This is a genomic window from Ensifer sp. PDNC004, from assembly GCF_016919405.1.
Classification (GTDB): domain Bacteria; phylum Pseudomonadota; class Alphaproteobacteria; order Rhizobiales; family Rhizobiaceae; genus Ensifer.
Genome location: NZ_CP070353.1, coordinates 2,924,816 through 2,942,464, shown reverse-complemented (window position 1 = coordinate 2,942,464; position 17,649 = coordinate 2,924,816). Strand labels below are relative to the sequence as shown.

Below are 17,649 nucleotides of genomic sequence, written 5' to 3'. Positions count from 1 at the left end.
GCGCAAATTCATGAGCCGGCTTAGCAATCACTAGACGCCGATGCCTCGCCCATGCAGAGCGACGGTGATTTCGTCGAGGATGACAGGATCATCGATCGTCGCCGGCATTTTCCAGGGCTGACGGTCGGCGATCTTCTGGATCGTGGCGCGCAAGATCTTGCCCGACCGCGTCTTCGGCAGCCGCTTGACGCAGATCGCCAGCCGGAAGGCGGCAACCGGTCCGATGCGTTCGCGCACGAGGCTGATGACTTCGCGTTCGATCTCCGACGTTTCACGGGAAATATTGGAGTTGATGACGAGGAAGCCGGCCGGGATCTGGCCTTTCAAATCGTCGGCAATACCGATGACGGCACATTCGGCAACATCGGGGTGGCTCGAGCAGACCTCCTCCATCGCTCCGGTGGAGAGGCGATGGCCTGCCACATTGATGATGTCGTCCGTTCGCGCCATGATGAAGATATAGCCATCCTCATCGAGATAGCCGGCATCGGCAGTCTTGTAGTAGCCGGGAAACTCGTCGAGATAGGCCACGCGGAACCGGTGGTCTGCATTCCAGAGCGTCGGCAGGCATCCGGGCGGAAGCGGCAGCTTCACGACCACGTTGCCGAGCGTACCGGCTGTCACCGGATGTCCGGCATCGTCGAGGATCTGGACGTCGTATCCCGGTAGCGGAACGGCCGGCGAACCGTATTTTACCGGCAGAAGGCCGAGTCCCATGGGATTTCCCGCCACAGGCCATCCGGTTTCCGTCTGCCACCAATGATCGATGACGGGCACGCCAAGCGCCTTCTCGGCCCAGTGGATCGTGTCGGGATCCGCCCGTTCACCGGCCAGAAACAAGGCGCGGAACTTCGACAGGTCGTATCGGCGAACGTGAGAGGCCTCCGGATCCTCCTTGCGGATCGCCCTGAGCGCCGTCGGCGCGGTGAACATCACCACGACGCCGTGCTCGGCGATGATGCGCCAATAGGTTCCGGGGTCCGGCGTGCCGACCGGCTTGCCTTCGAACAGGATCGACGTGCTGCCGTTCAGGAGCGGGCCGTAGACGATGTAGGAATGGCCGACGACCCAGCCGATGTCCGACGCGGCCCAGAAGACTTCACCCGGCTGCACGCCGAAGAAGTTCTCCATGGACCATTTGAGCGCGACCATGTGGCCGCCATTGTCGCGCACCACCCCCTTGGGCTGGCCGGTCGTGCCCGAGGTGTAGAGCACATAGAGCGGATCGGTCGAGGCGACCGGCACGCATTCGGTTCCTTCCCCCGCCTCTTTCGCCGCGGCGAGCGCCGACGCGAAATCGATGTCGCGTCCCTCTGTCATGGCGGCTTCCGCCATCTCGCGCTGGAAGACAAGGCAATGGGCCGGCTTGTGGGTTGCGATGTCGAGCGCCGCATCCAGCAGCGGCTTGTAGGCGACAGTACGACCGGGCTCGATACCGCAGCTTGCGGACACGATCAGCTTCGCCTGGCAATCGTCGATGCGTACGGCGAGCTCATTGGCGGCAAAGCCGCCGAAGACCACGGAATGCACAGCGCCAATGCGCGCAGCCGCGAGCATCGCAACCGCCGCCTGCGGGATCATCGGCATGTAGATGATGATCCGGTCGCCCTTGCCGACCCCCAGCTTGCGGTAGGCGGCGGCAAGAGCCGCTACGTCGGCGAGCAGAGATGCGTAGGAGATGCGCTCCACCCGCCCGGTGACGGGGCTGTCATAGATAAAGGCGATCTGCTCGCCACGGCCCGCGGCCACATGGCGATCCAGGCAGTTGTAGCAGGTATTGGTAACGCCATCGGCGAACCAGTGCCCATAGATGCCGGCGTCCGCATCGAACGCCCGTGCCGGTCTTTCAAACCAGTCGATCGTATCGGCGGCATTGGACCAGAAACTCTGCGGGTCCGCTTTCCAGCCCGCGTACACTTCGGCATAGCTGCTCGCCATGTCCGTTCCTCCCTGCGCATGTTGCCGGACATGTCCGGCCTCCTCTTGCACAAGGATAGGCTAATGAGAGACGAGGGGAACCCCGACGAAAGCGGTATGTGACGAGATGACCTCAGCGTGCGCCGAAAATGGCCGAACCGACGCGAACGCCGGTGGCGCCGAACTGGACAGCCGTCTCGAAATCGCCAGACATGCCCATCGACAGCTTCTCGAGCTTGCAGGCAGCAGCCAGCTTGGCGAGCAGAGCAAAGTGCGGACCGGGATTTTCCTCGACCGGCGGAATGCACATCAGCCCCTCGATCGAAAGGCCCAGCTCGCCGCGGCAGAGTTCCACGAAGGCGGCGGTCTCGTCCGGCGCAATGCCGGCCTTCTGCGGCTCCAATCCGGTGTTGACCTGCACATAGAGCCTGAGCGTTCGGCCCTGCTTCTGCATTTCGGCCGCGAGCGCGCGGGCGATCTTCTCGCGATCGACCGTCTCGATGACATCGAACAGCGCGACGGCTTCCGACGCCTTGTTCGACTGCAGCGGGCCGATCAGGTGCAGTTCGAGACCGGGCGTCTCGGCCTTCAGCTCCGGCCACTTGCCCTGCGCTTCTTGCACGCGGTTCTCGCCGAACACCCGCTGCCCGGCCGCGATCACCGGGCGGATGGCATCAGCGTCGAAGGTCTTGGAAACAGCCACAAGCGTGACGCCGCCTTTGGCGCGACCAGCGGACTTCTCCGCCGCCTGAATCCGGCTCACGACATCCTGCAACCGCTCTTGAACTTCCATGGACCTGCTCTCCGACACGGGATTTCCAAACCACTGACCGAGCGGCTTAGGCAAAGTTGAGCCGATTGCCAAGGCCGCTCCGTCGTGGACCGGCTCAAATCCGCCAAAGTGTCGCGCCAAACCCTTCAAAAACTTGACCGTCAGGCGGTTTCGTGGTGAAGGTCACCCCAACTATCATGAGGCGCAACTATGCGCCGCAGAACTTCCGGAACATCGAAAAGACATGTCTAGCGAACGATACAATCCGCGTGATGCCGAGCCCCGTTGGCAGCAGGAATGGGAAAAGAACGAGGTCTTCCAGACCGAGAACGATGATCCGCGCGAAAAGTACTACGTGCTCGAGATGTTCCCCTATCCCTCGGGCCGCATCCACATGGGACACGTGCGCAACTACACCATGGGTGACGTGGTAGCGCGCTACAAGCGCGCCCGCGGCTTCAACGTGCTGCACCCGATGGGTTGGGACGCCTTCGGCATGCCGGCCGAAAACGCCGCCATGGAGCGTGGCGTGCACCCGGCCAGCTGGACCTACCAGAACATCGCCTCGATGAAGGCGCAGCTGAAGGTCATGGGCCTGTCGCTCGACTGGAACCGCGAGTTCGCAACCTGCGACCCCGCCTATTACCAGCGCCAGCAGTACCTGTTCCTGGACTTCCTGGAAAAGGGCCTCGTCTACCGCAAGCAGTCCAAGGTCAACTGGGACCCTGTCGACAACACCGTGCTCGCCAACGAGCAGGTGATCGACGGCCGCGGCTGGCGATCCGGCGCGCTGGTCGAACAGCGCGAACTGACGCAATGGTTCTTCCGCATCACCGACTTCAGCCAGGAACTGCTCGACGCGCTCGATACGCTGGATCAGTGGCCCGAGAAGGTGCGCCTGATGCAGAAGAACTGGATCGGCCGCTCCGAGGGCCTTTCGCTGCGTTGGGAAATCGTCGAAGGCACCGCCGGCGACGCAACCGAACTCACCGTCTACACCACCCGTCCGGACACGCTCTTCGGCGCCTCGTTCCTCGCGATCGCTGCCGATCACCCGCTGGCAAGGCAGGTGGCGGCCAGCAATCCGGACGTCGATGCATTCTGCGAGGAATGCCGCCGCGCCGGTACCTCGCTCGCAGCCCTTGAAACGGCCGAGAAGAAGGGCATCGACACCGGCATCCGCGCCAAGCACCCGCTCGATCCGAGCTGGGAACTGCCGGTCTATGTCGCGAACTTCGTGCTGATGGACTACGGCACGGGCGCCATCTTCGGCTGCCCCTCCGGCGACCAGCGCGACCTCGACTTCGCGCGCAAATACGATCTGCCTGTCGTTCCGGTCGTCATGCCGAAGGACGGCGACGCCGCGACGTTCGCTATCGGTGACGAGGCCTATATCGGCGACGGCGTGATGATCAATTCGCGCTTCCTCGATGGCCTGTCGACGGAAGACGCCTTCGAGACCGTTGCTTCGAAGCTCGAGAAGGAAATGCTCGACGGCGCGCCACGTGCCGAGCGCAAGGTCAATTTCCGCCTGCGTGACTGGGGCATCTCGCGCCAGCGCTACTGGGGCTGCCCGATCCCGGTCATCCATTGCGAGGACTGCGGCGTCGTGCCGGTTCCCAAGGCCGACCTGCCGGTCGTGCTGCCGCCGGACGTTACCTTCGACAAGCCGGGCAATCCGCTCGACCGTCACGCCACCTGGCGCCACGTTTCCTGCCCGCAATGCGGCAAGGACGCCCGCCGCGAGACGGACACGATGGACACCTTCGTCGATTCGTCCTGGTATTTCACGCGCTTCACCGCGCCGTGGGAAGACAATCCGACCGACCCCAAGGTCGCCAACCATTGGCTGCCGGTCGACCAATACATCGGCGGCATCGAGCACGCGATCCTGCATCTGCTCTATTCGCGCTTCTTCACCCGCGCGATGAAAGCGACCGGCCATGTGGCCGTCGACGAGCCGTTCAAGGGCCTGTTCACGCAAGGCATGGTCGTGCACGAAACCTATAGCCGCGGCGAAGGCGCCCAGCGCGAATGGGTAACGCCGGCCGAAATCCACATCGAGGAGATCGATGGACGCCGGCGTGCGACGCTGATCGAGACAGGTGAGGACATCGCCATCGGCTCGATCGAAAAGATGTCGAAGTCGAAGAAGAACGTCGTCGATCCCGACGACATCATCGCCTCCTACGGCGCCGACACCGCCCGCTTCTTCGTTCTCTCCGATTCACCGCCGGATCGTGACGTGATCTGGTCCGAAGCCGGTGTCGAAGGATCGCATCGCTTCGTGCAGCGCGTCTGGCGCCTGATCAGCGAAGCGGCCGAGAAGCTGCGCGCAATCGAGGCCGCCCCGGCGCTCGAAGGCGAGGGACTGTCGGTTTCGCAAGCCGCGCATAAGGCGCTGCGTGCGGTCGAGGCGGACTATGACAAGCTCGCCTTCAACAAGGCCGTGGCGCGCATTTACGAGCTCGTGAACACGCTTGCCGCACCGCTGACCCAGGTTGCCGCCGGCAAGGCCGACACGGCCCTGGCAAGTGCCGTAAAGGACGCAACGACGATCCTGATCGACCTGATCGCACCGATGATGCCGCACCTCGCCGAGGAATGCTGGCGCCAGATCGGCGGCGAAGGGCTGATTGCGGAACGCCGCTGGCCGGCGTTCAACCCAGCCTTGGTCGTCGAGAACGAAATCACCATGCCGGTGCAGATCAATGGCAAGAAGCGCGCTGATTTGACAATCGCCCGCGATGCGGATCAGAGTGCGATCGAAAGCGCCGTCCTGGCGCTCGATGCCGTCAAGTCCGCGCTCAACGGCAGCAGCCCCAAGAAAATCATCGTCGTGCCCCAGAGGATCGTCAATGTCGTTGTCTGATAGAGCTGGTTTCCGTATCCGGTCGATTCCGGTTCTGGCTGGCGTGCTCATGTTGACCGCGCTCGCCGGCTGCCAGGTCCGGCCGCTCTATTCCGACCCCGTCGGCACCTCGACGGCACTGGCGGCGATCGAGATTTCCGAAGCCAACGACCGCGTCGAGCAGGAAGTGCGCAACGCGCTGATCTTCCTGGCCGCAGGTGGCCAGGGCGAGCCTGCGAACCCGCAATATCACCTGGCGCTCACCGTCACCCACCGCTCGATGGGCGTGCTCTACGATCAGGCCAAGGACCGCGCCGGCGCTGGCCGTATCGTCGTCAAGGCGGACTACAATCTGACAAAAATCGGTACGGGCGAGACCATCAAGTCGGGCAACCGCACGGCGGTGGCCCTCGTTGACTTCCCAGTTCAGGAATTTGCCAAGGTGCGCGCCGTTCGTGACGGCGAAAACCGCGCGGCGAAGGAACTGGCCGAGCTGATCCGGGCCGACATCGCCGCGGCTCTCAGCCGCTAACCGGTGTCGGCATGAGCGAGGTCAAGTCGCACGAGTTCGACTCCTTTCTCCAGAAGTCGGCCGGAGTCTACCGGCTTTTCATCCTCTACGGGCCCGATCGCGGGCTCGTCTCCGAGCGTGCTTCGGCAATCGCCGGCCGCTGCGGCGTGCCGCTCGACGATCCCTTTTCGCTGTTGAAGCTCGACGTCAGCGAACTGACCCAAGCGCCCGGACGGCTGCTCGATGAGGTAAACTCGATCGGCCTCTTCGGCGGCGAAAAGCTCGTCTGGGTCCGTGGCGCAGCCAACGAAAAGCCGCTGGTCGATGCCTTGCAGATCCTGTCCACCGAACCACCGACCGGAAGCTATGTGATCGTCGAGGCCGGCGACCTGAAGAAGGGGTCGGCACTTCGAAAGATCGGCGAAAGCGCCCGTTCGGCCGCCTGTATCGCCTGTTACAGTGACGATACGCGCAGCCTGCAGGCGCTGATCGACAAGGAACTCGGCGACGAGAAGCTGGGCATCAGCCCCGCGGCGCGGCAAAGGCTGCTGGAGGCGCTCGGCGGCGACCGGCTGGCCTCGCGCAACGAGTTGCGAAAGCTCGCGCTCTACTGCCGTGGCAAGTCCACGGTGGACGAAGAGGACGTTCTCGATATCGTTGGCGATGCCAGCGCCATCTCCGTCGACGATGCAGTCGATGCGGTGCTGAAGGGCGACCTCGATGGTTTGCTGCACGCCATGCAGAAGATCACGACATCCAAGACGCCGGCCTTTCTGGTGCTGCAGGCGTGCCTGCGCCAGTTCCAGCAACTCGATGTGATGCGCGCCGAGATGGACGCGAGCCGTCAGCAGGCCGGCCAGGTGATCGCCACCCTCGGACGTGGTCTGCACTTTCGCCGCAAGCCGATCGTCGAGGCGGCCTTGAAGCACTGGTCGAGCCCGGCCATCCGTCGCGAACTCAACCGCCTACAGACGACCATTTTTCAGAGCCGCAGCCGCGCGAGCCTGGAAGAGAGCCTTGTGCTACAGAACCTGATGGCGATTGCGGTGCAGTCGGCGCGACGCTGAGCTCTCCGCCCAGGCCCATTGCTGCTTCCATGTCCGAGTTTCACCGCAGGCTTTCGGCCTGTCTGCCGGAGATGTTTGGATGCCTTCAAGTCACCAGCCGAATTAGGCTGAATGCGAAAAGATCTCGTTATATCAAACAATTAGGCGCGCCGCTCTTCGGGCGGCGCGCCATCAACGCATGAATTCGAGATCTGAAGGAGTGGCTTATCGCCGCTCCAGCAGCCGGCAGATTTCTTCAAGCTGATCCAGCGTCTTGTAGGCGATGCGCAGATGGCCACCGGACGCCTTGTGGTTCACGGTGACTTCAAGCCCGAGGCTATCGGACAGCGTACGCTCGAGCGCCAGCGTGTCTGCATCCTTCTCGTCGCGACGGGCGGTCTTGCCGTAGTTCGGATCGTTCTGCGCACGAATATCGTTCTGCGCGATACGCTCGGCGTCACGCACCGAGAGACCCTTGGCAATGATCGCCCGGGCGAGGGTGGCCGGATCCGACGTCGGAATGAGCGCGCGCGCGTGTCCGGCGGACAGCGTGCCTTCCGACAACATGTCTCGAACCGGCTCAGGCAATTTCAAGAGACGCAGGCTGTTGGCCACATGGCTTCGGCTCTTGCCGATGATCTCGCCGAGATCGTTCTGTGTGTAACCGTGCTCCGCGATCAACTGCTCGTAGCCAAGTGCTTCGTCCAGCGGATTGAGATCCGAGCGCTGGACGTTTTCAACGATGGCGATTTCGAGCGCCGTCCGATCGTCGACGTCGCGAATGATGACCGGGATTTCGGTGAATCCGGCCAACTGTGCCGCACGCCAGCGGCGCTCACCGGCGATGATCTCGTAGCGATCGGCGCCGATCGTCCGGGCAACGACCGGCTGAACGATCCCGTGCTGGCGGATCGAATTGGCAAGATCCTGCAGTTCAGCCTCGTCGAACTGGCGACGCGGGTTGCGCGGATTGCGCGATACGAACTCGATCGGCACGCGCCGGTCAGGATTGACCGGGGCAGGGGCGGCCGCGCCCGTTTGCAACGGCTGATCCATCTCGCCGATCAACGCGGCCAGTCCGCGACCGAGCCGCCTCTTCGAGCTATCGTCGTTCATATCGTCACCCGAGTTAAATTACGCTACCGAAATGATTATGCTGCCTTGCGCTGGCGCTCGCGCTGAATGACTTCGGAGGCCAGCTGCAGATAGGCCTGGCTGCCGGCGCATTTCAGATCATACAGAATGGCCGGTTTGCCGTAGGACGGGGCTTCCGAGACGCGAACATTGCGCGGGATCAGAGTGTGGTAGACTTTGTCGCCAAGATGCGTCCGGACGTCGCTGACAACCTGCTGTGCCAAATTGTTGCGCGAATCGAACATGGTCAGGACGATACCCTGGATATCCAGGCTTGGATTCACGGTCCGGCGTATCTGATCCACCGTCTCCAGCAGCTGGCTCAAGCCCTCGAGCGCGAAGAACTCGCACTGCAGAGGGACGAGCACCGAATGGGCCGCTGCCATCGCGTTCATCGTCAGAAGATTGAACGACGGCGGGCAATCGACCAGCACGTAGGAATATTCCATTGCGGCGGGACTGACCAAGGCCTTGCGCAAACGGAAGACGCGATCCGGTTCCTGCGCGATTTCCATCTCGACACCGAGAAGGTCCATCGTCGAAGGAATGATCGCAAGGTTTGGGACCGCGGTCTCCTGGGCGATCTCTCCGATCCCGTGCGATCCCATCATCAATTCATAGGACGACAGGTTCCGATCGCGGCGCTGGATACCAAGACCGGTGCTGGCGTTGCCCTGAGGGTCGAGATCGACGATCAGCACGCGCTCGCCGATAGCCGCCAATGCGGTCGCCAGGTTGATGGCCGTCGTGGTTTTGCCCACGCCACCCTTCTGATTTGCGATTGTGATTATCCGGTTTTTGCCACCAAACATGTTTCCGCTCGCGATCACTAAGCCTTGCGTGACAGATTTGCGATCTCGAGCACGACAGAATCCGGCTCGACCACGCTTGGATGTTTTACCAGATCAAACTGATAGCGGCCAACGGCTTTGTCGATTTCACGCTGGTAATCCCGCCCTTTGTGAAAATACGCGACCGCTTTTTGGTCCTGTGCCGTCATCCACGGCGCAGAATAGTCAAGCAGCAGGGTCAAATCCGCGAGTGCGCGCGCAGAAACAGCATCGGCGCGGGGAATAATTGCTCCCGCATCTTCGATTCGAACCGGGTGAACGGAGCCGCGCGCGCCCGTTTCTGCCAAGGCGACGCGCAAAAAGGCAGCCTTCTTGTTGTTGCTTTCGACGAGATGCACCCAGCCGTCAGCAAACTCGGCGAGATAGATCGCCGTGATCACGCCGGGAAAACCACCACCGCTGCCAAGATCGACCCAGGTCTTCGGACCCGGCGACAGCTGCGCGAGTTGCAGACTATCGACGATATGCCGGCGCCAAAGATCCTCTACCGTCGACGGCGCTACAAGGTTGATCGACTTCGCCCACTTCTGAAAAAGTCTGGCAAAATGCTCGAGCCGTTCATTCGTTTCACGTGAAACACGCAGTCCGTTCAACACATCGATTGGACTCGCCTTCATTGTACACTGGCCCTTTCTTCACGTTCTACGGTACGGTTCTGTCGCTTCAGCCATGCCAGGATCAGCGATGCCGCAGCCGGCGTCATGCCGTCGACCTTCATCGCCTGAGCCAGATTACGGGGCGCCTGCTGCTTCAGCTTCTGCTTCAACTCATTGGAGAGGCCCGAGAGCATATCGAAGTCGAAGCCATCGGGTATGACGAGATTTTCTTCGCGCTGAATGCCGGCAATATCCGCGGCCTGGCGATCCATGTAGACGGCATAGACCGCATCGATCTCAAGCGCCTCAACGACGCGCGGACCAATCGACGACAGCTCGGGCCAGATCTGCTGCAAGCCGGGAATCGACTGATCGGGATAGGACAGGATCTCGAAAGCGGTACGCCGTTGGCCATCCTGATTGAGCTTCAGGCCATGACGGTTACCCTCGGCCGGGGTAACCGAGAGGCTCTTCAGCAGCGCGCGCCCTTCGTCGAAACGCGCACGCCAATCGACGAAGCGATCGCGGCGCGCATCGGAGATGCAACCAATCTCCATGGCAAGCGGTGTCAGGCGTGCATCGGCATTGTCAGCCCGCAGCGACAGTCGGTACTCCGCGCGGGAGGTGAACATGCGATAGGGCTCAGTGATCCCACGCGACGTCAGGTCGTCGATCATGACACCGATATAGGACTGCGTCCGGCTGAACACGACCTCGGGACGGTTTGTCGCGATCAATGCGGCATTCAATCCGGCAACGAGACCCTGGGCACCCGCTTCCTCATAGCCAGTCGTGCCGTTGATTTGCCCGGCCAGGAAAAGCCCCGGCATCTTGCGCACGGCAAGGGTCGCGTTCAATTCGCGCGGATCGACGTGATCATACTCGATGGCATAACCAGGCTGGAGGATTGCGACATTCTCCAGGCCGGGGATCGTCTTGATAAAGGCTTCCTGAATGTCTGCCGGCAGCGATGTCGAAATACCGTTCGGATAGATCGTGTCGTCGTCGAGACCCTCGGGTTCCAGGAAGATCTGGTGACCATCGCGCTCGCCGAACCGTACAATCTTGTCCTCGATGGACGGACAATAGCGCGGTCCTACACCCTCGATCTGACCGGAATACATTGCCGACTTGCCGATATTGTCGGCAATGATCTTGTGTGTCGCTTCCGTGGTGCGCGTCACGCCGCAATCGATCTGGCGGTTCACAATCCTGTCGGTCATGAACGAGAACGGCACCGGATCCTCGTCCGGGCCCTGGCAGCCAACATTTGCCCAATCGATGGTGCGTCCATCCAGGCGGGCGGGCGTTCCAGTCTTCAGGCGGCCAAGCCGTAAGCCAAACCGTAGCAAGGTGCCGGAGAGTCCGACGGACGGTTCCTCACCAACGCGACCGGCCGGGATCTTTTGATCGCCGATATGAATGAGGCCCTTCAAGAACGTGCCCGTCGTCAGGACAATGGACTTGGCTTGGAAGCTTCGGCCGTCCTTCATGACGACACCTTGGATACGGCCCTGGTCTTCCAACAGGTCGAAGGCATCGCCCTCTATAACCGTCAAATTGTCGATGGCAGCGATCTCCCGCTGCATGGCTTCGCGATAGAGGCGACGATCCGCTTGGGTGCGCGGTCCACGCACCGCCGGTCCCTTGCGGCGATTGAGCAGACGAAACTGAATGCCGCCGGCATCGGCGACGCGCCCCATCAAGCCGTCCATCGCATCGATCTCGCGGACCAGGTGTCCCTTGCCCAGTCCGCCGATGGCCGGGTTGCAGGACATAACCCCGATCGTCGATGCCTTGTGCGTGATCAACGCCGTGCTGGCGCCCAGACGCGCGGCCGCAGCCGCGGCCTCGCAGCCGGCATGGCCACCGCCAATGACGATTACGTCAAATTGCATCTTTGCCTCTTCTCCGGGGTTGACCCCGGCACGAATCGTTTCACGTGAAACACAATGAAAGACTCGCAAACGTTGTATTGCTCTGCGCTACTGATTATTTCCCGATACAGAATTCGGAAAATATCACATCAAGAAGGTTCTCAACATCCACACGCCCGGTTATCCGTCCAATTGCATCGCCAGCAAGGCGCAAGAGTTCCGCGCGTATGTCCAGCCCCAGATCCTGCCTTGCCAGGCTGTCGTCGATCGAGCGTTGTGCCTGCCGAAGGCTATCGACATGTCGCCGCCGCGACGGTAGCGACAGCGACGTCCGCCCACTGAGATCGGGCAGGTGTCCCGCGATCGCGTCCAGCAGTTGTTCCATGCCGGCGCCGGTTTTTGTGGAAACCAACACGTCGGCAGAACCATCGCGCCAACTAACAATGCCGCGATCGAGCTTGGTTCCAACGCGCAGCACCGGCGTCATCTCGGATGTAAGGTCGGATATGACATCAAATCCATCCGGTGCATCGGCCAGCAGCAAGATCAGATCCGCTCTCTCGATAATTTCTCGCGCGCGACGAATGCCTTCTTGTTCTACTTTCTCGTCGGTTTCCCGCAGACCGGCCGTGTCATAAAGTTTCACGGAGAATCCGGCTAAGGAAAGGTCGACGGAAAGGACGTCGCGGGTTGTGCCGGCAATCTCAGTGACGATGGCAATGTCGCGCCGGGCCAGCGCGTTGAGCAAACTCGACTTGCCGGCGTTCGGCTCACCCGCGATGACGATCTTCAGCCCATCGCGGATGATCTCCGCGATTGGAGCGTCGGCAATATGCGCTGCGATCTCTTGCGACAGCAGCGACATGTCCCGCCAGATGCGCTCGCTGACCGATCCCGGCACGTCGTCTTCATCGGCAAAATCGAGCTCCGCCTCGATCATCGCCCGCGCATGGGTCAAGCGCTTCGCCCAGCCGGCATAGACCTTCGACTGTCCGCCGCCGGAATGCTCGATCGCAAGCCGACGCTGCATTTCCGTCTCGGCGACAATCAGGTCAGCGAGACCCCCCACCTCGACCAGGTCGAGCTTGCCGTTCTGGAAAGCGCGGCGCGAAAACTCACCGGCTTCTGCATGGCGCAAACCCTCGAGCTTCGAGAGTTCCTCAAGCAACGCGTTGACCGCGGCGCGGCCACCATGGATCTGAAACTCGGCGCAATCTTCTCCGGTAAAGGAGGCAGGTCCGCGAAAGTAGAGAACAAGGCCGCTATCGATGACATCACCGTTACGAGACCGAATCGATCTCAATGCCGCCTTCCGCGGCGAGGGCACGTCACCACATAGTGCCTGCAGCACCGCTTCGGTGTGCCTTCCGCTGACACGCACGACTGCGACGCCGGCGGGCAGAGCTCCGCTGGAAAGCGCATAGATCGTTTGCGTCGCTGTCATGGGCTCACCTGAAAAGACCGCGGGCGCATGTAAGCGCGTCGATGGTCGAAACAATGGGGATCGTCGAAGTTCCCGACCGGATCGTCCTGCTTCGCGGAGTGCGCTCACACAGAGCCAAACGGTATCTCAAAGGGTCGGCGTGCTTATGCCGAAAGAATGCTGAAATTTCAAGATGCCGCTGCATCCTCGTCTTTCACGCCTGCACGTGTTTCACGTGAATCAGCAGGAGGGACGGCGATCCAAAGGCGGGTGTAGAGCGGAGATCGTTGCGAAAGCGAATCGAAAGCGGTGGCGAATCCGGCTAAGGTTTAGAAACGAAAAAACCGGCCGACGCATGGTCGACCGGCCTTCACATTTGGCGATGAACGCGTCTTAGGTGTTCATCGAGTCGAAGAAATCGCCGTTGTTCTTCGTCTGCTTGAGCTTATCGATAAGGAACTCGATCGCGTCCGTCGTTCCCATCGGCGCCAGAATACGGCGGAGCACGAAGATCTTCTGCAGATCCTGGCGCGGAACGAGCAGGTCTTCCTTACGCGTACCGGACTTGAGAATGTCCATCGCCGGGAAGATGCGCTTGTCGGCGACCTTGCGGTCAAGCACGATTTCCGAGTTGCCGGTGCCCTTGAACTCTTCGAAGATGACTTCGTCCATGCGGCTGCCGGTATCGATCAGCGCCGTCGCGATGATCGTCAGCGAGCCGCCTTCCTCGATGTTACGGGCTGCACCGAAGAAGCGCTTGGGACGCTGCAGGGCGTTGGCGTCGACACCACCGGTCAAGACCTTGCCCGATGACGGAACAACGGTGTTGTAAGCGCGGCCGAGGCGGGTGATCGAGTCGAGCAGGATGACGACGTCACGACCGTGTTCCACGAGGCGCTTGGCCTTTTCGATCACCATTTCGGCGACCTGAACGTGGCGCGTCGCCGGCTCGTCGAAGGTCGAGGAAACGACTTCGCCCTTCACCGAGCGCTGCATGTCCGTCACTTCTTCCGGACGTTCGTCGATCAGGAGAACGATCAGGTAGCATTCCGGATGGTTGGCGGTGATCGAATGGGCGATGTTCTGCAGGAGAACGGTCTTACCAGTGCGCGGCGGCGCGACGATCAGGCCGCGCTGGCCCTTGCCGAGCGGTGCGACCAGGTCGATGACGCGGGCCGAAAGATCCTTCGAGGTCGGAACATCGAGTTCCATCTTGAAGCGCTCGTTCGGGTAGAGAGGCGTCAGGTTGTCGAAGTGAACCTTGTGACGGATCTTTTCCGGATCATCGAAATTGATGGTATTGACCTTGAGGAGGGCGAAGTAGCGCTCGCCTTCCTTCGGTCCGCGGATCGGACCCTCGACCGTGTCGCCGGTCTTCAGCGAGAAGCGGCGGATCTGGGAGGGCGAGATGTAGATGTCGTCCGGACCGGGGAGGTAGTTTGCATTCGCCGAGCGCAGAAAGCCGAAGCCGTCCTGCAGCACTTCAACGACGCCTTCACCGATGATCTCGATATCCTGAGCCGCGAGCATCTTGAGGATTGCGAACATCAGCTCCTGCTTGCGCATCGTGCTGGCGTTCTCCACCTCGAGCTCCTCGGCGAAAGCGAGCAGATCGGTCGGCGTCTTGTTCTTGAGTTCTTGTAGCTTCATTTCAGCCATGAAGGATCCATGTTTGGTATGGGTAGTGGAGAGATGGCGAGTATTGATTAGGGAGCTGCAGCTGGAAAGGGCAGGCTCTTGTCTTTGTCACAAGCCATGAAGAGGAGATGGCAGAAAATAGCGATTCACGTGAAACCCTGCAAGGGGCTGTCGCAAATTAGAAACGCCTATGACAGGCCGCAAATCGATTAAATTCAAAATGGCTTCACGACGACCATGATGACGATGAGGATCATCAGGAGGGTAGGGGCCTCGTTCATCAACCGCCAATAGCGCGCGTCGTGCCTGTTTTCGTCGCGCTGAAAGGCGCGCACCGCACGGCTGAAACGCATGTGGACAACCGTCAGCAGCACCACGAACAGAAGCTTGGCATGCAGCCAGCCACCCTGGAAGCCATAGACGCTCCAGGCGAGATAGAGCCCGAGCACCCAGGAAATCATCATCGCCGGGTTCATGATGACCTTCAGGAGCCGCAACTCCATCATCTTGAAGGTTTCCGACTGGGCGGAGCCGGGTTCCGCATCCGTGTGGTAGATGAACAGCCTGGGCATGTAGAGCAACGCCGCCATCCAGGACATCACGGCGATAACGTGCAACGCCTTGATCCAGAGATAGAGATCATCCGGACGCCAGACGAACAGACCGGCAAGAAGCGCCGCGAACGCGCCGAGCGCGATCGCTGCCCTGAGCTGCGCCCTGTTGCCCGGCGCCCGGTCGGTCTGCTTCTCCGCCATCATCTTGCTCCGCGAACCCGGGCAACCAGCGCCGAGACGTGATCGGGATCGGCCTGCGGCGTTATGCCATGGCCGAGATTGAAGATCAGCGGACCGTGACCGAGTGCCTCGAGAATGCGGTCGATGCCTTCCTCAAGCGCCACGCCGCCGGCGACCACCCGCATCGGATCGAGATTGCCCTGTATCGGCCCTTCCTTCTGCAGATCCTTGGCGAAGGAAAGCGGGACCGTCCAGTCGAGACCGATCGCGTCAGCGCCGGTCGCCTGCCGATAGCCGTTCAGCAGCTGCCCTGCGCCCTTTGCAAAGGCAATGATCTTTGCCTGCGGCCGCTGCGCCCGAACGGAGGCGATGATGCGCTGCACCGGCTTGATGGCGTAGCGGGCGAATTCCTCCTCGCCGAGAACACCTGCCCAGGAATCGAAGATCTGCACCGCATCGGCGCCGGCATCGATCTGCCGCACGAGATAGTCCGCCGACACATCCGCCAGAAACGCGAGCAGATGATCGAACGCTTCGGGATTGCGATAGGCGAAGAGACGGGCAGGAGCCTGGTCCGGCGTACCGTGTCCGGCGATCATATAGGTCGCAACCGTCCAGGGAGCGCCACAGAAGCCGAGCAGCGTCGTTTCCGAGGGAAGTTCTGCGCGCAACCGCGAAACCGTCTCAAAGACCGGCTGGAGGTGCTCAGCGATGCCCTCTGGCTTCAGGAGACGGATACCATCGACATCGATCGGATCCATTCGTGGCCCATGGCCTTCTTCGAAGCGCACATTGCGTTTCAGTGCATCGGGAATGACCAGGATGTCGGAGAAGAGAATGGCAGCATCGAAAGCGTAGCGCCGGATCGGCTGCAAGGTGACCTCGACGGCGAGATCGGGCGTGTAGCAAAGATCGAGGAAGCTTCCGGCGACAGCACGTGTCGCCCTGTACTCCGGCAGGTAGCGTCCCGCCTGGCGCATGAGCCAGATCGGAGGAGGTGACACCGTCTTCCCTGCCAAAACTTCCAGAACCTTTCTGCGCGTTTCGGTCACGGATCGTCTCTCCCAATTTAAAATCAAAGATATTTAGAAGGTTTCTATTTCTTAGAGTCGGTGGGTATCAAGGATTAAAACAACCCACCGACTTGTCCACGACCGGCGATCGCGGCGCCAACTGGCGGGACAATGAGAGCGATCTCTGGAAAAACAGCGTGGTCAATCTCGGAAACGCTTTTTGAATCATGTCTTTAAGCCGCGCTCGATTTTTGCCGCGCCTGTGGAAAAGCGGTTGATACGCGTGACACTTTGTCCGCACTGCGAGTCTTGTCCACATCCGTCCCGAAACAATGTCCGCGACAGCGCCAATTGTGAATAACTCGGCTGTTTTCCACTTGCCTGGATCCAGGCCCCGTCGTTAGCTGTGTTTCATCCCGGCTTATCAACAGCACCAGGAGAATTGCGTGGAGAACAAGAAAAACTACTTCCACCTTCACCTGATTTCGGACTCAACGGGCGAGACTCTCATTGCCGCCGGGCGCGCCGCCGCGGCCCAGTTTCAAAGCTCGCATGCGCTCGAGCACGTCTATCCGCTGATCCGAAACCGCAAGCAGCTGCTGCAGGTTCTCGACGCCATAGATGGCGCACCGGGCATCGTTCTCTATACGATCGTCGATCGCGAACTCGCTGACATCATCGATCGCCGTTGCCGCGAGATGGGTGTTCCCTGCGTCTCGGTGCTCGATCCGATCATCGACCTTTTCCAGTCCTATCTCGGATCCCCGTCGCGGCGGCGCTCCGGTGCCCAGCATGTGATGGATGCGGAATATTTCGCCCGCATCGACGCACTCAACTTCACCATGGACCATGACGACGGTCAGCTGCCGGCCGATTTCGATGACGCGGATGTCGTTCTCGTCGGCATCAGCCGGACGTCGAAGACGCCGACCAGCATCTATCTCGCCAACCGAGGTATCAAGACGGCGAATATCCCGATCGTCCCGGGCGTGCCTCTGCCTGAAAGATTGATGGAAGCGACGAAGCCGCTCGTCGTCGGGCTGATCGCGACGGCCGACCGTATTTCGCAGGTGCGCCAGCACCGGGTGCTCGGAACGACGCAAGGCTTTCACGGCGATCAGTACACAGACAAGGCCTCGATTACCGAGGAACTGAAATATGCCCGGTCGCTCTGTGCACGCAACAATTGGCCGGTCATCGACGTCACCCGCCGTTCGATCGAGGAAACCGCGGCGGCGATCGTTGCCCTGCGTCCACGTCTGCGTTAGAGCGGATTCGAACAATTC

14 protein-coding genes are annotated in these 17,649 nt (G+C 61.1%); 4 read left to right on the top strand and 10 right to left on the bottom strand.

What is annotated here, in order from left to right; genetic code table 11:
• Window positions 1-30: 30 nt before the first annotated feature.
• Window positions 31-1,938 (bottom strand): AMP-binding protein, encoded by a 1,908-nt coding sequence (locus JVX98_RS22590; RefSeq protein WP_205237470.1) that lies wholly within the window; start codon window positions 1,936-1,938, stop codon window positions 31-33.
• Between the two features lie 112 nt (window positions 1,939-2,050).
• Window positions 2,051-2,710 carry a YggS family pyridoxal phosphate-dependent enzyme gene (locus JVX98_RS22585; protein WP_192451475.1) on the bottom strand — a complete coding sequence of 220 codons (660 nt, stop codon included), beginning with the start codon at window positions 2,708-2,710 and terminating at the stop codon, window positions 2,051-2,053.
• A 223-nt stretch (window positions 2,711-2,933) separates the two neighbouring features.
• On the opposite strand from JVX98_RS22585, the gene leuS reads away from it, so the two are divergent.
• From leuS to holA, 3 genes are read left to right on the top strand one after another with little or no spacing between them, the layout of a single operon-like run.
• Window positions 2,934-5,561, top strand: a complete 2,628-nt coding sequence (leuS, locus tag JVX98_RS22580) for a leucine--tRNA ligase (RefSeq protein ID WP_205237469.1) — start codon at window positions 2,934-2,936, stop codon at window positions 5,559-5,561.
• The gene (gene lptE / locus JVX98_RS22575; RefSeq protein WP_043624211.1) at window positions 5,548-6,072 is read left to right on the top strand and encodes an LPS assembly lipoprotein LptE; all 525 of its coding nucleotides are present in this window, start codon (window positions 5,548-5,550) and stop codon (window positions 6,070-6,072) included. Before leuS ends, lptE begins: the two co-directional genes overlap by 14 nt.
• An 11-nt stretch (window positions 6,073-6,083) precedes the next feature.
• Window positions 6,084-7,118, top strand: coding sequence for a DNA polymerase III subunit delta (holA, locus tag JVX98_RS22570; RefSeq protein WP_205237468.1), 1,035 nt, complete (start codon window positions 6,084-6,086; stop codon window positions 7,116-7,118).
• Between the two features lie 204 nt (window positions 7,119-7,322).
• Here holA and JVX98_RS22565 read toward each other — a convergent pair whose 3' ends face one another.
• The 8 genes from JVX98_RS22565 to hemE all read right to left on the bottom strand — a co-directional run bounded on the left by JVX98_RS22565 (window position 7,323) and on the right by hemE (window position 16,402).
• The gene (locus JVX98_RS22565; protein WP_043624216.1) at window positions 7,323-8,213 is read right to left on the bottom strand and encodes a ParB/RepB/Spo0J family partition protein; all 891 of its coding nucleotides are present in this window, start codon (window positions 8,211-8,213) and stop codon (window positions 7,323-7,325) included.
• A 35-nt stretch (window positions 8,214-8,248) separates the two neighbouring features.
• Window positions 8,249-9,043, bottom strand: coding sequence for a ParA family protein (locus tag JVX98_RS22560; RefSeq protein ID WP_192451478.1), 795 nt, complete (start codon window positions 9,041-9,043; stop codon window positions 8,249-8,251).
• Window positions 9,044-9,060: 17 nt separating this feature from the next.
• Entirely contained in the window at window positions 9,061-9,699 is a 639-nt protein-coding gene (gene rsmG, locus JVX98_RS22555) for a 16S rRNA (guanine(527)-N(7))-methyltransferase RsmG (protein WP_205237467.1), read from the bottom strand.
• Entirely contained in the window at window positions 9,696-11,576 is a 1,881-nt protein-coding gene (gene mnmG, locus JVX98_RS22550; RefSeq protein ID WP_205237466.1) for a tRNA uridine-5-carboxymethylaminomethyl(34) synthesis enzyme MnmG, read from the bottom strand. Before mnmG ends, rsmG begins: the two co-directional genes overlap by 4 nt.
• A gap of 94 nt (window positions 11,577-11,670) precedes the next feature.
• Complete coding sequence (gene mnmE, locus JVX98_RS22545) at window positions 11,671-12,999, bottom strand: tRNA uridine-5-carboxymethylaminomethyl(34) synthesis GTPase MnmE (protein ID WP_205237465.1); 1,329 nt, start codon at window positions 12,997-12,999, stop codon at window positions 11,671-11,673.
• A gap of 372 nt (window positions 13,000-13,371) precedes the next feature.
• On the bottom strand, window positions 13,372-14,637 hold the full coding sequence (gene rho, locus JVX98_RS22540) for a transcription termination factor Rho (RefSeq protein WP_089044254.1): 1,266 nt from the start codon (window positions 14,635-14,637) through the stop codon (window positions 13,372-13,374).
• Between the two features lie 194 nt (window positions 14,638-14,831).
• Window positions 14,832-15,374: a protoporphyrinogen oxidase HemJ gene (gene hemJ, locus JVX98_RS22535; RefSeq protein ID WP_205237464.1), complete on the bottom strand. Its 543-nt coding sequence runs from the start codon at window positions 15,372-15,374 to the stop codon at window positions 14,832-14,834.
• A complete protein-coding gene (gene hemE / locus JVX98_RS22530; RefSeq protein ID WP_205237463.1) occupies window positions 15,371-16,402 on the bottom strand; it encodes a uroporphyrinogen decarboxylase in 1,032 nt (343 codons plus the stop codon). Before hemE ends, hemJ begins: the two co-directional genes overlap by 4 nt.
• A 407-nt stretch (window positions 16,403-16,809) precedes the next feature.
• Between hemE and JVX98_RS22525 the strand changes: the two genes are divergently transcribed.
• Window positions 16,810-17,631: a pyruvate, water dikinase regulatory protein gene (locus tag JVX98_RS22525; RefSeq protein ID WP_043624228.1), complete on the top strand. Its 822-nt coding sequence runs from the start codon at window positions 16,810-16,812 to the stop codon at window positions 17,629-17,631.
• Window positions 17,632-17,649 lie beyond the last annotated feature (18 nt).

Coding starts and splice junctions, on each gene's coding strand:
- JVX98_RS22590 (WP_205237470.1), bottom strand. CDS start 1,938: ATGGCGAGCAGCTATGCCGAAGTGTACGCGGGCTGGAAAGCGGACCCG.
- JVX98_RS22585 (WP_192451475.1), bottom strand. CDS start 2,710: ATGGAAGTTCAAGAGCGGTTGCAGGATGTCGTGAGCCGGATTCAGGCG.
- leuS (WP_205237469.1), top strand. CDS start 2,934: ATGTCTAGCGAACGATACAATCCGCGTGATGCCGAGCCCCGTTGGCAG.
- lptE (WP_043624211.1), top strand. CDS start 5,548: ATGTCGTTGTCTGATAGAGCTGGTTTCCGTATCCGGTCGATTCCGGTT.
- holA (WP_205237468.1), top strand. CDS start 6,084: ATGAGCGAGGTCAAGTCGCACGAGTTCGACTCCTTTCTCCAGAAGTCG.
- JVX98_RS22565 (WP_043624216.1), bottom strand. CDS start 8,213: ATGAACGACGATAGCTCGAAGAGGCGGCTCGGTCGCGGACTGGCCGCG.
- JVX98_RS22560 (WP_192451478.1), bottom strand. CDS start 9,043: ATGTTTGGTGGCAAAAACCGGATAATCACAATCGCAAATCAGAAGGGT.
- rsmG (WP_205237467.1), bottom strand. CDS start 9,699: ATGAAGGCGAGTCCAATCGATGTGTTGAACGGACTGCGTGTTTCACGT.
- mnmG (WP_205237466.1), bottom strand. CDS start 11,576: ATGCAATTTGACGTAATCGTCATTGGCGGTGGCCATGCCGGCTGCGAG.
- mnmE (WP_205237465.1), bottom strand. CDS start 12,999: ATGACAGCGACGCAAACGATCTATGCGCTTTCCAGCGGAGCTCTGCCC.
- rho (WP_089044254.1), bottom strand. CDS start 14,637: ATGGCTGAAATGAAGCTACAAGAACTCAAGAACAAGACGCCGACCGAT.
- hemJ (WP_205237464.1), bottom strand. CDS start 15,374: ATGATGGCGGAGAAGCAGACCGACCGGGCGCCGGGCAACAGGGCGCAG.